Origin of the sequence: Psychromonas algicola (assembly GCF_004378355.1) — a bacterium.
Taxonomy (GTDB): Bacteria; Pseudomonadota; Gammaproteobacteria; order Enterobacterales; family Psychromonadaceae; genus Psychromonas.
In genome coordinates this window covers 104,777-124,371 of record NZ_SNUB01000001.1, presented here as the reverse complement: position 1 = coordinate 124,371, position 19,595 = coordinate 104,777, and the positions used below count along the sequence as shown (strand labels likewise).

Below are 19,595 nucleotides of genomic sequence, written 5' to 3'. Positions count from 1 at the left end.
AAAAACATCAACTTACGCCTTAACTGAGCTATTTTTCTAGCGCAAAATTTAGATCAGTAATTTGATACAATTGGTATAAGGCTTTTAAACGAAAAAGGGACTAACAATTTGTTAGTCCCTTTTTTATATATACTTTGCCTTTATCATTAAATTGGATGCTCGCCATCGTAGCCATTAGCAAGAATATGATCAGTACGATCAATGACTTCTATGATAGCGCCAACGCCTAATAATACCTCTTGAATACGTTTTCCTAGATGTACTGCGTGGCGAGTGATCATGCCTATTTCAGATTCTATAATAGATAGGTCAGGCGCACTGATACTGCATAATCGATAATGCAATATTTGTAATTGACCGATATCTTTTTGCATTAAAATGAACTGTCTTTTACTTTCTTCAGATGAAAAATCTTCATCTAAATAGCTACTAATTGTCCAAGTTCCTTCACCAGATTTAACTTTTTTGACGTAAATGGTTTGTTCGAAGTTAACGCCATCTGTGGTTGCATTACGCAAAGGCACGTACAAAATACGCTCTAACAAATCATTATTTGAGAGTGCTATATGGTTGTGCGTTATATTTGGATCTGAGTCTATTTCAAATAATTGTTTTAATGATTTAGCTGAAGCAGGTACTGATGAATAAGTTAATTTTGGTTTACCATTGCCTGTGGTGACAAAAAATAAAGCATGATCTAATGATGATTCAGCAACTTCATGTAAACGGTCTGTCACAGGTTGTTTTGGAGCTTTGAGCGGAATAATAGGAAAATGCTCAGGGTTATTTTGCACTAATAATGAAAAGAATTTATGGATTGACTGAAAGCAATCTTTAGAGGCAATTTGTAAGTGATAAACTCTTCCTGGGCTTGATGCTATCGCTTTGTACTGAATCCCCACTAAGCGGAATTTTTTCGATACTTTTTGTAGATCAACAAAGTCTATTCTTACAATACTCCGTTTTGTTAATGTCGGTACTTGGTCTAATTGAACTTTTAAACCTGAAAAAGAAAAATCGATAATATGGCCTGTGCAAAAATAGCCATCGACTCGGAATTTGATTGCACTGCTATGCTTATAACGTTCTTCTTTACGTAATTCATCAGGAAATAGGTTAAATACAGGCGTGGTTATACCTGTTGCTTTTCCTCTATGTACATATTTATTTAATAAATTTAAACTTTGCTTTTCTTCACGTTCATCTTTCTCAATGATCTCATTGGTGGTGAGTTCAGTCACTGTTGCAACGTGCGTTATTTCAGAAAAAGAAGCTGGTTTTAATGAGGTGATCTCATAGCGTTGATTTTCATGGTAGCGATAAGGCTCCATAGAAAAGTGGTAACTTCTGAAGTTAAGTTTACTTTTACCATATTGAATAAAAAGTTGCTTTGTCTCATCTTGTTGTAACTCATATTCGGTTGCGGAGAGTAAATATTCGACGTCATTTTTGATAAAGGTAAAACAGTATAAAGTCGTTGATGAATGTTCTTTTGTATAGGCTAATAGTCCTTTAAGTCGCTCTTCTGAGAATAATAAAGCGAGTTGATTCGCATCGTTATAGCGCCAGTCATTTACCGTTTGTGCATTGGTCGTATTTTGAAGCATAAACAGGGCTGGTTTAGGGCTGTTAATATTGACATAAATAGGCAATGTTGACATCGCTCTAAGTGCACTATTTTTAAGGGCATTTTCTAAGGCAAGGTTATAGTAATATTGTACGTCTATCTTATATTTATATTGGTTACCGCGAATAAATGATTTTAAGAATTCAACAAAGTCTTGTTGCTCTGGTTGAATATGTAAATAAAAATAGAAGGTGCCATCATCTTCTTCTTGTGACACAAGACGGTAAGCTATCTTCTTTCCGTCATCAATAGACTTATGTTTGTATTCCGCACAAATACCTGTAAAAACAATTTCAATGGTATCGTTATCAAAACAAGGAATATTTTCTGATAATTTAATTTTTAATCCTGATGTGGATATATTTGATGTTGAAGCTTTAAATTCTTCTCCATTCGGTAATGTAATAACAATTGGAGAGATAAAAAACATACGCGCATTAGCTCGAACTTTATGGCTATTTAATTGAATAATTTCACTAAAACTCGTTTCATTTTCATTGCCTGTCTTATTCATGTTCTGCTGTTTTATTTTTTGAACATGATCTAGCACGATTTCATAAACACCAATAGTGTAATCACCAAAAAGCTTAGTGGTCTCTTTTAAGGTTTTTATTGCTGATGTGGTGAGATGATGATCTAACCCTTTATGTGTGTACGGATACGTTTTCTCTGTGACTTTATCTCGTAAGTCAATGATTCTGACACAGGGTTGAGCAAGACGATTTATTTCCATTTTAATAAGAAATTTATCACTATTACTCTCTCCAACAAACACTTTGTTAAAGACGTCATTAAAATCTGAATCGTTACGTAACGGGATCAGTGTTCTAATTTGTGATTGATATTTATTAAAATCCATAAACTCTTTCTGTGTCAGTTTGCTAAGTTAAATATAAATACCCAGATAGTGATGTAAAAATGCTTATCACTCAATTTTAATCGTTAAGTATAACAACAAATATACATTTAAATTAAAGGTTTGCGGTATTTACCACATTAAATCATCTGGAACTGCGAACTCAGCATAAGGATCATCTTGATCATCTTCAGGTTTATTTTCTGTTTGATCGTGTAATGCCACTAAGACTGATTCATCTATCGCGCGGAGTTTTTCTGCCGCTTCTTTATTAATTAAGTAAAATTCGTCATTTAATACACAAATGGCAAAATGTCCTTTAATCAAACCTTGTTGAATGGTTGATGTAACTGCAATTCGTTTTACCTTGTTATCGTAGGTGAAGTGGTAATCTAACTCACCTTGATAGTCTTTCTCACAGTGTTGGGCAATCATTTGTATCAATTTACCGTGTGCTGCTCGTATGGCTAGTTGTTCTTGTGTTTGTTGATTTTTGGCTAAATCTTTCTGTTTTTGTAATTCAGCTTTTTCTTGTACTGCCACTTGTATATCAGAAGCAATAACCGTGCCTTTTTTCTTTTTTTGTTTCGCTTGGCGACGTTTTTCTGTTTGTGCTTGCTTGGCTTTTTGTTTATTAATTAAGCCTGAATTCATTAATTGCTCTTGTAGCGAAGCCATTCTAAAACCCTTTGTTGATGAAAATGTAAAAAACAATTTTAGCACACATTTCCGAGCACAATAAGCGTTCAAACGTCGACTTTTAATTTAAAACGGCTATGATTTATACAACTAATAAGGAACTATGAAATATGGATATTTTACAAGTAAAACAATTTATGACCGGCAAGATATTGTCATTCAGTAAAGAGATGAGTTTAGAAACTGCTGTCGATAAATTACTAAAATCAGATTTAATAGGCGGCCCGGTGGTTGATGAAGAAGGGCGAGTAATAGGGTGGTTATCAGAGCAAGATTGCTTAGCTAAAATGATTGAAGGTAATTACTACTCTGAACATGCTGCACTGGTTGAAGATGTTATGTCATCCACTCCTTTATCTGTGTCTAGCACTTTGAGTATTGTGGATATTGCGCAGAAGTTGATCCATGAAAAACCAAAAATGTACCCAGTACTTGACGAAGAGAGTCGTTATGTTGGTTTGATCACTCGAAAAGCTATTTTAGGTGCAATGAATCAATACGTTTCAAGACAAAAATAATATTAAACTTTATTTATCATCGCTTAAAACGTGCCGTTCAGCGCGTTTTTTATATTTCTAAAAATAGGTTTCATTAGCTTTTTAATTGAATACTTTGTTGTTGCCAGCACTGAGTGCTTATTTTGTTGTTTTTGTACTGATTAAGCTGTTTCAAAAAATCACGTCGGTGATTCGGTTTAACCCCTAAACTCGCTAAATGTGCTGTCATCATCTGGCAATCAATGAGTAAACCGCCGTGTGTGCCAAAATGTTGGCATAAAGCAATAAAAGCGAGCTTTGATGCGTTAGTTTGTTGATGAAACATAGACTCTCCACAAAAAACGCCTCCAATATTCACGCCATATAAGCCTCCAACCAGCTGTTTCTTTTCCCATATTTCAATCGAATGAGCGTGTCCAAGTTCATGTAATTGTTGGTAAGCCGTTTTGATTGCAGGGCTGATCCATGTTTCAGCTTGGCTTTTTCTTGGTAAGGCACAGGCATTAACTACATCTTTAAAATTTTGATTGATTGTGATGGTTAATGAAGTTTGGCGAATAAATTTTGCCATGCTTTTACTAATATGTACCTGTTCAGGTTGAATAATCGCGCGCTCAATTGGACTCCACCAAAGAATAGGCTCTCCTTCTGAAAACCAAGGGAAGATGGCCTGTTGGTAGGCATTGATTAATCGTTTAGGTGATAAATCTCCGCCTATCGCTAACAATCCTTCTGGATCATCCATCGCTAACTCTGGATTAGGAAATGTAATATTATCGAGATCTAGGGCGAACAGCTGTTTGGGCATATTGACTCAAAAAAAAGTGACAAAAAAACCAGTAAGATACTGGCTTTTTATAAATAATGAAAGCACCAAAATGATGCTTTAAATAAACACTATTTATTTATCTGGGTAATCTAAATCAACTTCACCAGTGTATAACTGACGAGGACGACCGATTTTTTGGCCTGGTTGATCTAACATTTCTTTCCAGTGAGAAATCCAACCTATAGTACGAGATACAGCAAAGATTACTGTAAACATAGTACGTGGAATACCCATTGCACGTAAAACAATACCTGAGTAGAAATCTACGTTAGGGTAAAGTTTTTTCTCAATGAAGTATGGGTCTTCAAGCGCAATACGCTCTAATTCCATTGCAACATCTAATAATGGATCGTCAATTTTTAGTTCGTCTAATACTTCATGACATGTCTTACGCATTACTGTTGCGCGTGGATCATGGTTTTTGTATACACGATGACCAAAGCCCATTAGACGGAACGGGTCGCTCTTGTCTTTTGCTTTAGCAATGAATTCTGGAATACGATCAACACTACCAATTTCTTCTAACATTTCTAAACAAGCTTCGTTAGCACCGCCATGAGCAGGGCCCCATAAAGAAGCAATACCTGCTGCGATACACGCAAATGGATTTGCACCAGAAGAACCGGCTAAACGCACAGTAGATGTTGAAGCATTTTGTTCATGATCTGCATGAAGAATTAAGATTTTATCCATTGCACTTTCTAGTACAGGATTCACAACATATTCTTCACAAGGAATCGAGAACATCATTTTCAAAAAGTTACCAGCATAAGATAATGTATTATCTGGATAAACAAATGGTTGGCCCATTGAATATTTGTAGCTCATTGCTGCTAGCGTAGGCATTTTTGAAATAAGACGGAACGCTGCAATTTCACGACATGATTCGTTAGAGATATCTAAAGAGTCATGGTAGAACGCTGATAAAGCACCAACTACACCACACATGATTGCCATTGGATGTGAATCACGACGGAAGCCGCGGTAGAAAGCAACTAGTTGTTCGTGAAGCATAGTGTGATGAAGAACGATGTGTTTGAACTTAGTAAATTCTTCAGATGATGGTAGTTGACCGTTTAATAATAGGTAACATACTTCTAAGTAATCTGATTTTTCTGCTAAAACATCAATTGGGTAACCACGATGCTCTAGTATACCTTTGTCACCGTCAATGAAAGTGATTGCTGATTCACAAGATGCAGTTGCAAGAAAACCTGGGTCGTAAGTAAAGTAGCCTGTTTTACCTAGGCTACGGATATCAATTACGTCATTACCTGCTGCGCCTGAAAGTATAGGTAGTTCTACAGGCTCTTGCCCCGGTAAATGAAGTATTGCTTTTTTATCCGACATTATGTTCTCCCTTGTCTTAAAATATTTTACGCATTTTTTGCTGCGCGTATTTTTACAGGCTAATATGGTCTTGTCAAATTTAACATTTAAAGTTTGAGAAGTAACCGATATATTGTGATAGATCAAAACAATATTTAAAAGTTAGCAGGCAATAAGTCTTTTGCAAGTGTATGATTATGCAGGTGCGACAGGCATTTATTTTTTGTGCATTATATGTCACATAATTTGCTTTTATTTGTGTGAATATCACAAAAAAAAACGAATTCGCTGTCACATTGCGTTAACATTATGCTAACAATACGACTTGTAAAATAACCCCTAATTTATAGCCATTAAAAAGAGATAAATTGTGCGAAAAGAGAGACCTAAAAATTTAGACCTAACCACGGTCAAAATGCCAGTTACCGCTACAGCGTCAATTCTGCATCGTGTTTCTGGAATCATCGTTTTTATTGCGTTAGCAATATTTCTAACCCTTCTTAATTGTTCATTATCATCAGCAGAAGACTTCCAACGTGTGCAAGGCTACTTTGACTTGTTTATTGTTGAATTCGTTTTTTGGGGATCGTTAACAGGACTTGCTTACCATGCTGTATTTGGTATTCGCCATATGATTCAAGATCTAGGGCATTGGGAAGAAATGGATAGTTCATCATTAAGTGCAAAAGTGGGCTTTGTTATCACCGCTGCATTGTCAGTATTAGCGGGGATTTTAGTATGGTAAAGGTTGCAGGTACGTTCGGGCGCAGTGGTGTTCATGATTACATTCTATTACGCGCTAGTGCAGTTATATTATTGGCCTACACTATTTATTTAGTAGGTTTCATCGCTTTTACTGATATGACTTATCAAGTTTGGTCTGATTTCTTTTCGTTAACATTAACAAAAGTATTTACGTTAATGGCTTTAGTTGCAATGTTGGTCCATTCTTGGATCGGTATCTGGCAAGTATTAACGGATTACGTTAAATGTACTTTATTACGTGGCACATTACAGTTTGTGTTAACGACAGTTGCATTTGTTTACGTTATTTTTGGTTTTGTAATTTTGTGGGGTGTGTAAAGTGAGTTTACCTATTCGTGAATTTGATGCGATTGTAATTGGTGCCGGTGGTGCAGGTATGCGCGCGGCATTATCTATTTCGCAAGAAGGCAAAAGTTGTGCGTTGATTACTAAAGTATTCCCAACGCGCTCTCACACAGTATCTGCTCAAGGTGGTATTACCGTTGCACTTGGTAACTCGCATCCAGATAACTGGGAATGGCACATGTACGATACCGTTAAAGGGTCTGATTTTATCGGCGACCAAGACGCTATTGAATTTATGTGTAAAGAAGGTCCTGATGCAGTTCGTGAGCTTGAAAATATGGGCTTACCATTTTCTCGTTTCGAAGATGGCTCTGTATACCAACGTCCATTTGGTGGTCAATCTAAAGAATTTGGTGGTGAACAAGCTGCTCGTACTGCAGCAGCAGCTGACCGTACAGGTCATGCTTTATTACATACGCTTTACCAACAGAATATTAAAAATAAAACGACTATTTTCTCTGAGTGGTATGCACTTGACCTAATCAAGAATGATGATGGAGATGTGGTTGGTTGTACTGCCATTGATATTGAAAGCGGTGAAGTTTGTGTATTTAAAGCACAAGCGACAGTGTTGGCAACAGGTGGTGCAGGTCGTATTTATCAATCGACTACTAATGCACATATTAACACTGGTGATGGTGTGGGTATGGCATTGCGTGCTGGTGTGCCAGTACAAGATATGGAAATGTGGCAATTCCACCCCACAGGTATTGCCGGTGCGGGTGTATTAGTTACAGAAGGTTGTCGTGGTGAAGGTGGTTACCTTCTCAATAAAGACGGCGAACGTTTCATGGAACGTTATGCTCCTAACGCTAAAGATTTAGCTGGGCGTGATGTAGTTGCGCGTTCTATCATGATTGAAATTCGTGAAGGGCGTGGTTGTGAAGGCCCTTGGGGTACACACATTAAACTGAAACTAGATCATTTAGGTGAAGACGTTCTAGAGTCTAAATTACCTGGTATATGTGAATTGTCTCGTACATTTGCACACGTTGATCCTGTGCATGAGCCAATTCCAATTATTCCAACTTGTCACTACATGATGGGCGGTGTACCGACTACAGTTAACGGTCAAGTTTTGAAGCTTGATGAAAACGGCAAAGATGTTGAAGTAAAAGGTTTATTTGCTGTAGGTGAAATTGCAAGTGTATCTGTTCATGGGGCAAACCGTTTAGGTGGTAACTCTTTATTAGATTTAGTTGTTTTCGGACGTGCGGCTGGTAAACATCTTGGTCAAGTATTAACAAAAGAAAATACCGCTAAAGAAGCAACTCAAGAGAATATTGATGCAGCATTAGAACGCTTTAACCGTTGGGAACACGGTAACGGCACTGAATGTCCAAATCAAATTCGTAAAGATTTGCAACAATGCATGCAAAACAATTTCTCTGTATTCCGTGATGGTGAAGCAATGGCTGAAGGCCTTGCTGAATTACGTGTATTACGTGAACGTTTAAAAAATGCAAAATTAGATGATAAGAGTAGTGAATTTAATACTAATCGTATTGAATGTTTAGAATTAGACAATCTAATGGAAACTGCATTTTCTACGGCGCTTGCAGCAAACTTCCGTACTGAAAGTCGTGGTGCACATAGTCGCTTTGATTTCCCTGATCGTGATGATGCAAATTGGTTACACCATAGTATCTTCAATCCTGAAACAGAAAGTATGTGTAAACGTGACGTTAATATGGCGCCAGTACTACGTGAAGCTTTCCCCCCTAAAGCACGTGTTTACTAAGAAGGTTTAAAAAATGAATGTTACATTTTCTGTTTATCGTTATAACCCTGACATAGATGACAAGCCATCTATGCATGATATGAACCTTGAAATCGCTGAAGGTTCTGACATGATGGTGTTGGATGCTTTAATTCAATTAAAAGAACAAGATAAAACACTTTCTTTCCGTCGTTCATGTCGTGAAGGTGTGTGTGGTAGTGATGGTTTAAATATTAATGGTAAAAATGCATTAGCGTGCATTACTCCCATTTCTGATCTACTTTCTAAAGGTAAGAAGATAATTCTTCGCCCATTACCTGGTTTACCAGTAGTGCGTGATTTAGTTATCGATATGACTCAGTTTTATACTCAGTATGAAAAAGTGAAACCATTTTTAATTACTGATGACAAAACTCCGCCTGCAGGAGAATTTAAACAATCTCCTGAAGAGCGTGAACATTTAGATGGTTTGTACGAATGTATTTTATGTGCATGTTGTTCAACGTCTTGTCCATCATTTTGGTGGAACCCTGATAAGTTTATCGGCCCAGCTGGTTTATTAGCAGCATACCGTTTCCTTATCGATAGTCGAGATAGCGCAACAGAAGAACGCTTGGATGATTTAGATGATGCTTTCAGTGTTTTCCGTTGTCACGGTATCATGAACTGTGTGAGTGTTTGTCCGAAAGGATTAAACCCGACCAAAGCGATTGGTAAAATTAAATCAATGTTATTACAACGCGCAGTTTAATTGTAATTTAGCATTAATATAGAATAAGGAATTTTAATGCCAACTAATGTAATGGAAACTTGGTTAGCCTCATCGCATCTTTCCGGGGCAAATTCTACTTACATTGAAGATCTTTACGAATCTTATTTAGATGATCCACTTTCAGTGGATGCCAATTGGCGTGAAGTCTTTGATGCATTACCAAGTGTGAGTGAAGCTCCTGAAGAGCGACATTCTGTGATTCGTGAACAAATGAAGCATGCTGCAAAAGGGCCAAAATGTTTTGCCCCACCTGAAGGTGCTGTTCACAACGATGCTAAGCAAGTTAAAGTATTACAGTTAATAGGAGCTTATCGTAATCGTGGACATGAAGTGGCAAACCTAGACCCATTAGGTTTAGTGAAACATGAAACGATTAAAGATTTAGACCCATTCTATCATGAGCTTGGTGGCGCTGATCTAGATGCTAATTTTAACGTGGGTTCATTTGCCGCTGGCAATGAAACTATGATTTTAAAGGATTTGATAGCATCGCTCAAACGTACTTACTGCGGTTCGTTGGGTGTGGAATATATGCACATCACCAACATCGAAGAAAAACGTTGGATTCAAAATCGTATCGAATCAAGCCAGAGTAGCCCTTCATTTAGTGATGAAGCTAAACATAGATTCTTAGAAGAGTTAACTGCAGCTGAAGGTTTAGAGCGTTATATCGGTTCTAAATTTCCTGGCGCGAAACGTTTCTCTCTTGAAGGTGGCGATTCATTTGTTCCTATGCTTAAAGAAGTTATCCGCCGTTCGGGTGAGCAAGGTGCAAAAGAGGTTGTTATCGGAATGGCTCATCGAGGCCGTTTAAATGTATTAGTTAACGTGCTAGGTAAAAAACCAACGGATTTATTTAACGAGTTTGCTGGTAAGCATTCTATTGTTGATGGTTCAAGTGATGTTAAATATCACCAAGGTTTTAGTAGTGATTTTAAAACACCTAAGGGTAATGTTCATTTATCATTAGCCTTTAACCCTTCACATTTAGAAATAGTTAATCCTGTTGTTTTAGGCTCGGTTCGTGCTCGTCAAGAACGTCTAAATAGCGTTGGTGAAACTGTATTACCTATTACTATTCACGGTGATTCTGCGATTTCTGGTCAAGGTGTTGTACAAGAGACATTTAATATGTCGCAGGCACGTGCCTTCAAAGTAAGCGGTACTATTCGTATCGTTATCAATAACCAAGTCGGTTTTACAACATCTAATCCTGAAGACACGCGTTCAACTCGTTACTGTACTGATATTGCAAAAATGGTCCAAGCACCTATTTTTCATGTTAATGGTGATGATCCTGAAGCGGTAATGCACGCTGCACAAATTGCGGTTGATTTCCGTAATAAATTTAAACGTGATGTTGTTATCGATTTAGTTTGTTACCGTCGTCATGGTCACAATGAAGCCGATGAGCCAAGTGCAACACAGCCTGTGATGTACAAAAAAATCAAAAAACATCCAACACCTCGTGATATTTATTCTAAGCAATTAGAAAGTGAAGGTGTGATTGGTGAAGGTTTTGCTAAACAATTAGTGTCAGATTACCGTGATGCATTAGATGCTGGTGAATGCGTGGTTAAAGAATGGCAACCAATGCAAGGTAATACCGTTGATTGGACGCCTTATTTAAAACACAACTGGGATTCTCCTTATGAAGCTTCTTATCCAAAAGAGCGCTTAATTGAATTAGGTGAATCAATCAGTCAATACCCAGAAGATCAAAAACAACATCCTCGTGTTGGCAAGATTTACAACGATCGCCTTGCTATGGCGCGTGGTGAAAAGTTATGTGATTGGGGTTTTGCTGAAAACTTAGCTTATGCAACCTTATTAGACTCTAAATACAATATTCGTTTAGTGGGTCAAGATTCTGGACGCGGTACTTTCTTCCATCGTCATGCTGTTTTGCATGAACAAACAGAAGCTGGTCGCTATATTCCACTTAAAAACATTTCAGATGATCAAGGTCATTTTGATGTTTACGATTCAGTATTGTCAGAAGAAGCGGTTTTAGCTTTTGAATATGGTTACTCAACGGCAGCACCTAAAGGTTTATGTATTTGGGAAGCGCAGTTTGGTGATTTTGCAAATGGTGCACAAGTTGTCTTTGACCAATTTTTATCATCAGGTGAACAGAAGTGGGGCCGCATGTGTGGTCTAACCGTTCTCTTACCTCATGGTTATGAAGGTCAAGGTCCTGAGCATTCATCTGCACGTTTAGAGCGTTACTTACAATTATGTGCAGAGCACAACATGCAAGTTTGCGTTCCGTCTACACCTGCGCAGGTTTATCACATGTTACGTCGCCAAGTTGTTCGTTCTATGCGTCGTCCATTGATTGTTATGTCTCCTAAATCTTTACTACGTCATCCTTTAGCTGTTTCAAGCTTAGATGAATTGGCATCAGGGACTTTCTTGAATGCAATCGGTGAAGTTGATGAGTTAGATCCTAAAGCAGTTAATCGTATTGTTTTATGTAGTGGTAAAGTTTATTACGAGCTATTAGAAAAACGTCGTGCTGAAGAACTGAATAATGTCGCTATTATACGTATTGAGCAGTTATACCCATTCCCTACGGAAGAAGTAAATGCCTTGCTTGAACAGTATGCCCATGTAACTGATTTTGTATGGTGTCAAGAAGAGCCACAAAACCAAGGTGCTTGGTACTGTAGTCAACATAATTTCCGTAGCGTTATGCCTAATGGTGCAAGTTTGCATTATGCTGGTCGTGAAGCTTCAGCATCAACCGCAGTCGGTTATATGTCGCTGCATGTGAAACAACAAAAAGCATTAGTAAATGAAGCGCTTGGTTTTGTAGAAGAATAAGCAAAGCTAAATCGAATTTATTGAATCAAATTATTTATAGTAGGAAGCGTTATTATGATTGAAGTATTAGTTCCAGAACTTCCAGAGTCAGTTGCTGATGCAACTGTTGCTACATGGCACAAACAACCTGGCGACTTTGTTGAACGTGATGAAGTTTTAGTAGAAATTGAAACAGATAAAGTGGTTTTAGAAGTACCTGCTACGGCATCTGGTATTTTAAAAGAAATAATTGAAGATGAAGGTGCAACAGTACTATCAAAACAATTATTAGCTAAATTAGAAGCAGGTGAAGCACCCGCTGCGAGTAAAGAAGAAGCTGCACCAGCGCCAGCTGAAACTGCTGATGCTAGCCCATCAGTTCGTCGTTTAATGCTTGAAGAAGGTATTGATGCACGCGACATTAAAGGTTCTGGTAAAGGTGGTGTGATCACTCGTGAAGATGTTGATAATTTCCGCACTGCTAAAAATAAAGATGAAACGGCTCCAAAAGTTGACATCGTAGCAGCTGTGGCTGCTCGTAGTGATAAACGTGTTCCAATGACTCGTTTACGTAAACGTGTTGCTGAGCGTCTATTAGAAGCGAAAAACTCAACGGCAATGTTAACTACTTTTAACGAAGTGAATATGAAACCTATTATGGATCTTCGTAAACAATACCAAGAAGTTTTTGAGAAAAAACATGGTATCCGTTTAGGGTTCATGTCTTTCTACATTAAAGCAGTTACAGAAGCGCTTAAGCGTTACCCAGAAGTTAATGCTGCAATTGATGGTACTGATATTGTTTATCATAATTTCTTCGACATCAGTATTGCCGTATCAACACCACGCGGATTAGTTACACCTGTTTTACGTGATACAGATACATTAAGTGTTGCTGATATTGAAAAAGGTATTCGTGAACTAGCAATCAAAGGTCGTGATGGTAAGTTAACCGTTGATGAAATGATGGGCGGTAACTTTACCGTAACTAACGGTGGCGTATTCGGCTCTCTATTATCAACACCAATCATCAATCCGCCACAAGCTGCGATTTTAGGTATGCACAAAATCCAAGATCGTCCAATGGCTGTTGATGGTAAAGTTGAAATCTTACCTATGATGTATCTTGCACTTTCTTATGACCATCGTTTGATCGACGGCAAAGAATCTGTAGGTTTCTTAGTAACAATCAAAGAATTACTTGAAGATCCAACACGTCTGTTATTAGATGTATAAAAATAGTTGTCTTAGTTTAGACAGTTAAAAAATCTTTAAGAAACAATTGTTTAACTGCTTATTTTGTGAGCAGTTAAACATTCTTGTTTACACTCAGGGCTCTCGAGCTATTTATTTTAACTAAAAGATGGAAACCAAATATGAATTTGCATGAATATCAGGCAAAACAACTATTTACGGAATACGGTTTACCGGTACCACAGGGTGTAGCTTGCGATAGTGCTGCTGATGCAGTTAAAGCAGCAACTACGTTGGGCGGAGACAAGTGGGTTATTAAGTGTCAAGTACATGCAGGCGGCCGTGGTAAAGCGGGCGGTGTACAGTTAGTTGACTCAACAGAAGCAATTACTGAATTTGCTAATAAATGGCTAGGTAAAAACCTTGTTACTTACCAAACAGATGCAAATGGTCAGCCTGTTAATAAATTATTATTAGAAAGCTGTAGTGATATTGCAAACGAACTATATTTAGGAGCGGTTATTGACCGTGCTTCACAGCGTGTCACTTTCATGGCTTCAACTGAAGGCGGCGTTGAAATTGAAAAAGTGGCTGAAGAAACGCCTGAACTTATTCATACAGCAATGATCGATCCTTTAGTTGGCGCACAAGCGTACCAAGGACGTGAGCTAGCATTCAAATTAGGCCTTTCTGGTAAGCAAGTCGGTCAATTTACTAAAATATTCTTAGGTTTAGCGACTATTTTTGAAGAAAAAGATTTATCGTTATTAGAAATCAATCCGCTTGTTGTTACCGGTGCTGATGACCTAATTTGCCTTGATGGTAAAATCTCTATCGATTCAAATGCAATGTATCGTCAAAAAGAACTACATGCGATTAATGATACAACGCAAGATGATGAACGCGAAATGCACGCGGCACAGTGGGAATTAAACTACGTAGCACTAGACGGAAACATTGGCTGTATGGTTAATGGTGCAGGTCTTGCTATGGGAACTATGGATATGGTTAATCTCCATGGTGGTAACCCAGCAAACTTCTTAGATGTGGGCGGCGGTGCAACAAAAGAACGTGTGACTGAAGCATTTAAAATCATCCTTTCTGATGACAAAGTTGAAGCTGTTTTAGTGAATATCTTTGGCGGTATCGTACGTTGTGACTTGATTGCTGACGGCGTTATTGGTGCAGTTTCAGAAGTCGGTGTATCAGTTCCTGTTATCGTTCGTTTAGAAGGTAACAATGCAGATTTAGGTCGTAAGATCTTAGCTGAATCTGGTCTTAATATTATTGCAGCAACATCTTTATCAGATGCAGCTGAGCAATCTGTTAAAGCGGTAGGTGGCAAATAATGAGCATTTTAATTAATAAAGACACTAAAGTAATTTGTCAGGGGTTCACTGGTGGTCAAGGTACTTTTCACTCTGAGCAAGCATTAGAGTATGGTACACAAATGGTTGGTGGTGTATCACCAGGCAAAGGTGGTCAAACTCATTTAGGTTTACCTGTATTTAATACTGTGAGTGAAGCTGTAAAAGCAACAGGTGCAACTGCCTCTGTTATTTATGTACCAGCACCATTTTGTAAAGATGCTATTTTAGAAGCTATCGATGCAGGGATTAAATTAATTGTTACCATCACTGAAGGAATTCCAACACTTGATTTAGTGGCTGTGAAAATGAAACTGGATCAAGAAGGCGTTGTAATGATTGGTCCTAACTGTCCAGGTATTATCACTCCTGATGAATGTAAAATTGGTATTATGCCTGGTCACATTCATAAGAAAGGTAAAGTAGGTATTGTATCGCGTTCAGGTACTTTAACTTATGAAGCGGTTAAACAAACAACAGATGAAGGTTTTGGGCAATCAACTTGTGTTGGTATCGGTGGTGATCCAATTCCTGGTTCAAGCTTTATTGATATCTTAAAGTTATTCCAAGAAGATCCAGAAACAGAAGCTATTGTAATGATAGGTGAAATCGGTGGGACAGCGGAAGAGGAAGCGGCTGCATTTATTAAAGCCAATGTGACAAAACCTGTCGTTTCTTACATCGCGGGTGTAACTGCTCCTGCTGGTAAGCGTATGGGACATGCTGGTGCGATTATCGCTGGCGGTAAAGGTACTGCTGAAGATAAATTCAAAGCGCTTGAAGATGCTGGTGTAAAAACAACTAAATCTTTAGCTGAAATCGGTAAAGCTTTACGTGAAGTAACTGGTTGGTAAAATCGAGTTAATAACTTCAATTGATGAAAGCCTCGAACTATCGAGGCTTTTTTTTGTCTGTAAAGCTAAGTAAATTAACTTCAATAAATAACGGATCTATTTTTAGTTTTTAATCGGTATAGTGAACGAATTTTCAACAGTCTATTTCTTTCAAGGTTTAAAATGAATTTAACTAAATTATTATGTCTTTCTGCACTTTCATTCTCTATGGCAAGTTTTGCAGATCAAACCAGTATTAATAAAGCTAATTTATATGGAAGTTGGCAATGTGACCATGATTTTAGCGATCCTAATAAAAACCTTAAAATAAATTTCAATTACACTATTAATTTAATAAACAATGGTACTTCTGTTGGTAATGCGACTTTATTATTCGCAATGGGAGGAATGCCTCAACTTCAATATAAAGAAGCTGACACCGCTTTATGGAACCTTAAGGGCGATCAATTGCAGTTTGTATCGAATAATATCCAATTTATTAATGTGAGCCACCCAGAGCTTGAACAATTGTTGAACCTGAAACAGTTATTTCCAAAAAGCGTTAATGAGACTGTGAAGGTATTAGAGTTAAGTAAAAAGCATATTAAAATTCAATCGAAACAACATAACGATGCTTATACTTGTTTGAAAATTTAGAACAGGTTTTTTATTGTTGGTATAGAAAATAGACTGGTAATTAAAGCAACAAAGTAAAAAAGGTACTTTGTTGCTTATTGAAATTAACTTTATTGCATTTTCACTGCTCGTAATATAACGAATTTTTTATTTTCAGCGACTAATTCGCAGTTACCAAAAATTCGCTCTAGCTTATCTTGATAATCTAAATGACGATTACCTACAATAACTAATTCGCCATTAACCGCTAGGCAAAAATGCGCATCGTTAAACATTGCCCATGCAATATGATCAGTAATGGTATGTTGCTGATGGAAAGGTGGGTTACATAAGATGAGGTCATAGCTACGCTCTTTAAATCCAACTAAACCGTTATTTACAACAAATCGAGTATTGTCAGAGCGCTCTTCTTCGAAATTCTTTAACATATTGATGCGAGCAGAATCCACTGCCATGTATGATTCATCAATAAACGTAATTTGCGCATCAGGATATGCTTCAGCGGCAGCCATACCAACAACACCATTACCACAGCCTAAATCAATGACTTTAATGAAATTTCCTTCTGGTAGGTTATCCATTAAATAACGGCCACCAATATCAAGGTGATTACGTGAAAATACATTTGCATGGTTATGAATCTTCCAACCTTGACGTTCAATTTCCCACGTTGTTGCAATTTCTTTTTCTATAATTTCAGTTTGGTCTACTAAGCTAAAAATTAAACGAGATTTTTTCTTAGCTAATGATGTTTTAGTTGTACCAATGTATTTTTCAAATAAAGCGAGTGTTGATTTATGGATTGCATCTACTTTCCCAGCTGCAACGACAATAGTGTCTTTATTGATTACTTTGCTCAATTCTTGCAATTGGTATTCTAAAAACGCTAATGTTTTTGGAACTTTGATTAAAACAACTTTCACATTGTTTGTCATTTCTTGTAGGCTATCTTGTATTATAATTCGCTCAGTTTCACATCTATTACGTTGCAGATTTAGTTTAATTGAACTTATAGATAAAAATGAGTCTGATACTACTGTGCGTTCTATTTCGTTAAAGAAACAGCTTAATGCGCCAAAACCGTCATTAAGAATTAATAATTGCTCGTCTTCGGTAATGTATTTATCTAATTCATTTTCGTTAAAGTAATTAATTAGGTATTCATCAGCAGAGTCCCACGCCTGTAAAGTTTCATTTCTTCTACGTGGATGACGATGTAAAACTAAAGTTTGACCTGCGATATTTAATGCTTCATTCATAGCGTTTGCCTAATTTGATGATATACGAAAGATTATTGGATCTATTTTAGCGTGCTTACACTTTTAAGGTAAGTGATATTATGACTAACAGTAAAATGATTAACGGATAATTCATTTATGAAACGAATGTTACGTATAAAAAAAACACTTAATATACTGGTTATATTATGCTTGTCTCTATCAGGTTTAGTTGCTTGTGATAATCAAATTGATGATTGGGTAGATAGTCTTGGTGATGACGATAGCATTGTATGTGATGATGATACTACAACAGTGGTCTTTAAACGCGTTGCTTATTGGTCTGTAAGTGATGATGAAACGCTGGATGATATTGATTTCTCTATGCTTACCCACATCATCTATAACAAAATCGGAATCGATTCTGGTGGTGAGTTAAGTTTACCAACAGGGGATGATTTAGACGAATTTGAAGAGATGATTGAATTAGCAGACACGGCTGGTATCTATGCCATGGTCTCTATTGGTAACTCATCAGATACCGCTTTTAATGCCATAGCAGTAGATGATGATGCATTAGATAACTTTAGAGATAACCTTGAAGACCTAATTGATGAATATGATTTAGATGGTATTGATATTAATTGGCAGTTCCCCGAAGGTGATGACGAAGGAGATTTATTTGAAGACCTAATGAAAGAAATGGATGATTTAGCTACCGATGAAGGTATTTTATTGAGCTACGTCGTTGATACTGGGCAAGATGATGATGCAACGGATGATGGTGTTCAAGATGATGTTCTAGGCTATGGTGATTTTTTAAATGTTATGGCATTAGACACCAGTGACTATGATGATCCTTTAGAAGATGCTGAAGAAGCTATTGAATATTGGACTGATCGTTGTGTAGTGAAAAATCGTCTTGTGTTAGCGATTCCTGTTTATTCAGAAGGTGATGCTGAATTAGACTTTTCCGAAATTATTGACGATGATACTAGCAATGCTTGTTATGATTATGCAAGTAATGTTGAAGACTCAGATGGGAATGAGTACGATGATATTACCTATAACGGTATCCCAACAGTGACGGATAAAACTGAGTATGCAGAATCATATGCTGGAGGTGTGATTTTAACATCCTTAGACCAGGACTATTTAGATGAAGATAGTTATTCGCTATTAACAACTATTTATTGGCAGTCATATTTAGCTGCTCCAAACGATATATGCGATTAACAACTTAAAAATAATTCATGGTTTTTTTTGTGGTTAAAAAGGCGCATAATAGCGCGCCATATTATTTCAATAACTTAAGGTCTTATTTATTATGCCAATTAACGCCGCTTTAACAGAACGCAGTAACGGATGCTGTGAATTATGTTCATCAACTACAGAGCTTTCTATTTTTGAAGTGCCGCCCGTTAAAGAGCCGAATTCAGATAAATCAGTACTTGTTTGTAGCACTTGTGCATCTCAAATTGATAAAAGTGTTGATATGGATAACAACCACTGGCGCTGTTTAAATGATAGCATGTGGAGTCAAGTGCCTGCTGTACAAGTAACAGCTTTCCGTTTGCTCACTCGCTTAACGAAAGCAGGGGAAGCTTGGGCGCAAGATCTATTAGATATGATGTACATGGAAGACGAACAAAAAGCCTGGGCTGATTATGGCGTAGCTGCAGATGAAATTGAAGATGTAGCACCCACACGTGATTCTAACGGAGCTGTTTTAGTCGCAGGTGACAATGTAACTTTAATTAAAGATCTCGAAGTTAAAGGCGGTAACTTTACTGCTAAACGTGGTACACCAGTACGTAATATTTCATTAACGGATAACCCAGAGCATATTGAAGGGCGCGTAAATGGCGTACGAATTGTACTTCTGACTCAATATCTTAAGAAGATGCCATTATTTGAAGATAAATAATGCTTATAACTTCCATTGTTTAGTATTGAAATTACTTTGTAGCCTGTCCCGTTCTGTAATAGGTTGACGGTTTTAATGGAAGGCCAGTAGCACTTGCTCCTAGTCTTTTTTATGCACTTGATTTGGTGTTTTCAATCCCAAACTCATATGCGGTCGCATTTCATTGTATATGAATAT

17 protein-coding genes are annotated in these 19,595 nt (G+C 37.3%); 12 read left to right on the top strand and 5 right to left on the bottom strand.

The window, feature by feature from the left end; all coding sequences use genetic code 11:
* Window positions 1-146: 146 nt before the first annotated feature.
* Together E2R67_RS00585 and E2R67_RS00580 are read right to left on the bottom strand one after the other, a co-directional pair.
* A complete protein-coding gene (locus E2R67_RS00585) occupies window positions 147-2,486 on the bottom strand; it encodes a PilZ domain-containing protein (RefSeq protein WP_134288960.1) in 2,340 nt (779 codons plus the stop codon).
* Between the two features lie 129 nt (window positions 2,487-2,615).
* Window positions 2,616-3,161 carry a DUF2058 domain-containing protein gene (locus E2R67_RS00580; RefSeq protein WP_134288959.1) on the bottom strand — a complete coding sequence of 182 codons (546 nt, stop codon included), beginning with the start codon at window positions 3,159-3,161 and terminating at the stop codon, window positions 2,616-2,618.
* Between the two features lie 131 nt (window positions 3,162-3,292).
* On the opposite strand from E2R67_RS00580, the gene E2R67_RS00575 reads away from it, so the two are divergent.
* The gene (locus E2R67_RS00575; protein ID WP_166739285.1) at window positions 3,293-3,700 is read left to right on the top strand and encodes a CBS domain-containing protein; all 408 of its coding nucleotides are present in this window, start codon (window positions 3,293-3,295) and stop codon (window positions 3,698-3,700) included.
* 73 nt (window positions 3,701-3,773) lie between these two features.
* Here E2R67_RS00575 and aat read toward each other — a convergent pair whose 3' ends face one another.
* Entirely contained in the window at window positions 3,774-4,487 is a 714-nt protein-coding gene (gene aat / locus E2R67_RS00570; protein ID WP_134288958.1) for a leucyl/phenylalanyl-tRNA--protein transferase, read from the bottom strand.
* Window positions 4,488-4,580: 93 nt separating this feature from the next.
* Window positions 4,581-5,858 carry a citrate synthase gene (locus E2R67_RS00565; RefSeq protein WP_134288957.1) on the bottom strand — a complete coding sequence of 426 codons (1,278 nt, stop codon included), beginning with the start codon at window positions 5,856-5,858 and terminating at the stop codon, window positions 4,581-4,583.
* A gap of 349 nt (window positions 5,859-6,207) precedes the next feature.
* Between E2R67_RS00565 and sdhC the strand changes: the two genes are divergently transcribed.
* The 9 genes from sdhC (at window position 6,208) to E2R67_RS00520 (ending at window position 16,295) form a co-directional block, all read left to right on the top strand.
* The gene (gene sdhC, locus E2R67_RS00560) at window positions 6,208-6,582 is read left to right on the top strand and encodes a succinate dehydrogenase, cytochrome b556 subunit (RefSeq protein ID WP_134288956.1); all 375 of its coding nucleotides are present in this window, start codon (window positions 6,208-6,210) and stop codon (window positions 6,580-6,582) included.
* The gene (gene sdhD, locus E2R67_RS00555) at window positions 6,576-6,920 is read left to right on the top strand and encodes a succinate dehydrogenase, hydrophobic membrane anchor protein (RefSeq protein WP_134288955.1); all 345 of its coding nucleotides are present in this window, start codon (window positions 6,576-6,578) and stop codon (window positions 6,918-6,920) included. Before sdhC ends, sdhD begins: the two co-directional genes overlap by 7 nt.
* Window position 6,921: 1 nt before the next feature.
* Window positions 6,922-8,688 (top strand): succinate dehydrogenase flavoprotein subunit, encoded by a 1,767-nt coding sequence (sdhA, locus tag E2R67_RS00550; RefSeq protein WP_134288954.1) that lies wholly within the window; start codon window positions 6,922-6,924, stop codon window positions 8,686-8,688.
* A gap of 13 nt (window positions 8,689-8,701) precedes the next feature.
* Complete coding sequence (locus tag E2R67_RS00545; protein WP_134288953.1) at window positions 8,702-9,418, top strand: succinate dehydrogenase iron-sulfur subunit; 717 nt, start codon at window positions 8,702-8,704, stop codon at window positions 9,416-9,418.
* A gap of 36 nt (window positions 9,419-9,454) precedes the next feature.
* Window positions 9,455-12,265 carry a 2-oxoglutarate dehydrogenase E1 component gene (gene sucA, locus E2R67_RS00540; RefSeq protein WP_134288952.1) on the top strand — a complete coding sequence of 937 codons (2,811 nt, stop codon included), beginning with the start codon at window positions 9,455-9,457 and terminating at the stop codon, window positions 12,263-12,265.
* A gap of 54 nt (window positions 12,266-12,319) precedes the next feature.
* The gene (odhB, locus tag E2R67_RS00535) at window positions 12,320-13,480 is read left to right on the top strand and encodes a 2-oxoglutarate dehydrogenase complex dihydrolipoyllysine-residue succinyltransferase (protein ID WP_208379427.1); all 1,161 of its coding nucleotides are present in this window, start codon (window positions 12,320-12,322) and stop codon (window positions 13,478-13,480) included.
* A gap of 140 nt (window positions 13,481-13,620) precedes the next feature.
* Window positions 13,621-14,787 (top strand): ADP-forming succinate--CoA ligase subunit beta, encoded by a 1,167-nt coding sequence (gene sucC / locus E2R67_RS00530; RefSeq protein WP_134288950.1) that lies wholly within the window; start codon window positions 13,621-13,623, stop codon window positions 14,785-14,787.
* Window positions 14,787-15,659 (top strand): succinate--CoA ligase subunit alpha, encoded by an 873-nt coding sequence (sucD, locus tag E2R67_RS00525; protein WP_134288949.1) that lies wholly within the window; start codon window positions 14,787-14,789, stop codon window positions 15,657-15,659. The genes sucC and sucD overlap by 1 nt, the downstream gene beginning before the upstream one ends.
* Window positions 15,660-15,821: 162 nt before the next feature.
* A complete protein-coding gene (locus E2R67_RS00520; protein WP_134288948.1) occupies window positions 15,822-16,295 on the top strand; it encodes a hypothetical protein in 474 nt (157 codons plus the stop codon).
* Between the two features lie 89 nt (window positions 16,296-16,384).
* Here the strand turns inward: E2R67_RS00520 and E2R67_RS00515 are convergent, their stop codons facing one another.
* A complete protein-coding gene (locus E2R67_RS00515; protein ID WP_134288947.1) occupies window positions 16,385-17,533 on the bottom strand; it encodes a methyltransferase in 1,149 nt (382 codons plus the stop codon).
* A 117-nt stretch (window positions 17,534-17,650) separates the two neighbouring features.
* Here E2R67_RS00515 and E2R67_RS00510 point away from each other — a divergent pair, with 117 nt between their 5' ends.
* Both E2R67_RS00510 and E2R67_RS00505 read left to right on the top strand, forming a co-directional pair.
* Window positions 17,651-18,727, top strand: coding sequence for a glycoside hydrolase family 18 protein (locus E2R67_RS00510; protein ID WP_134288946.1), 1,077 nt, complete (start codon window positions 17,651-17,653; stop codon window positions 18,725-18,727).
* 91 nt (window positions 18,728-18,818) lie between these two features.
* Entirely contained in the window at window positions 18,819-19,418 is a 600-nt protein-coding gene (locus E2R67_RS00505; RefSeq protein WP_134288945.1) for a PhnA domain-containing protein, read from the top strand.
* Window positions 19,419-19,595 lie beyond the last annotated feature (177 nt).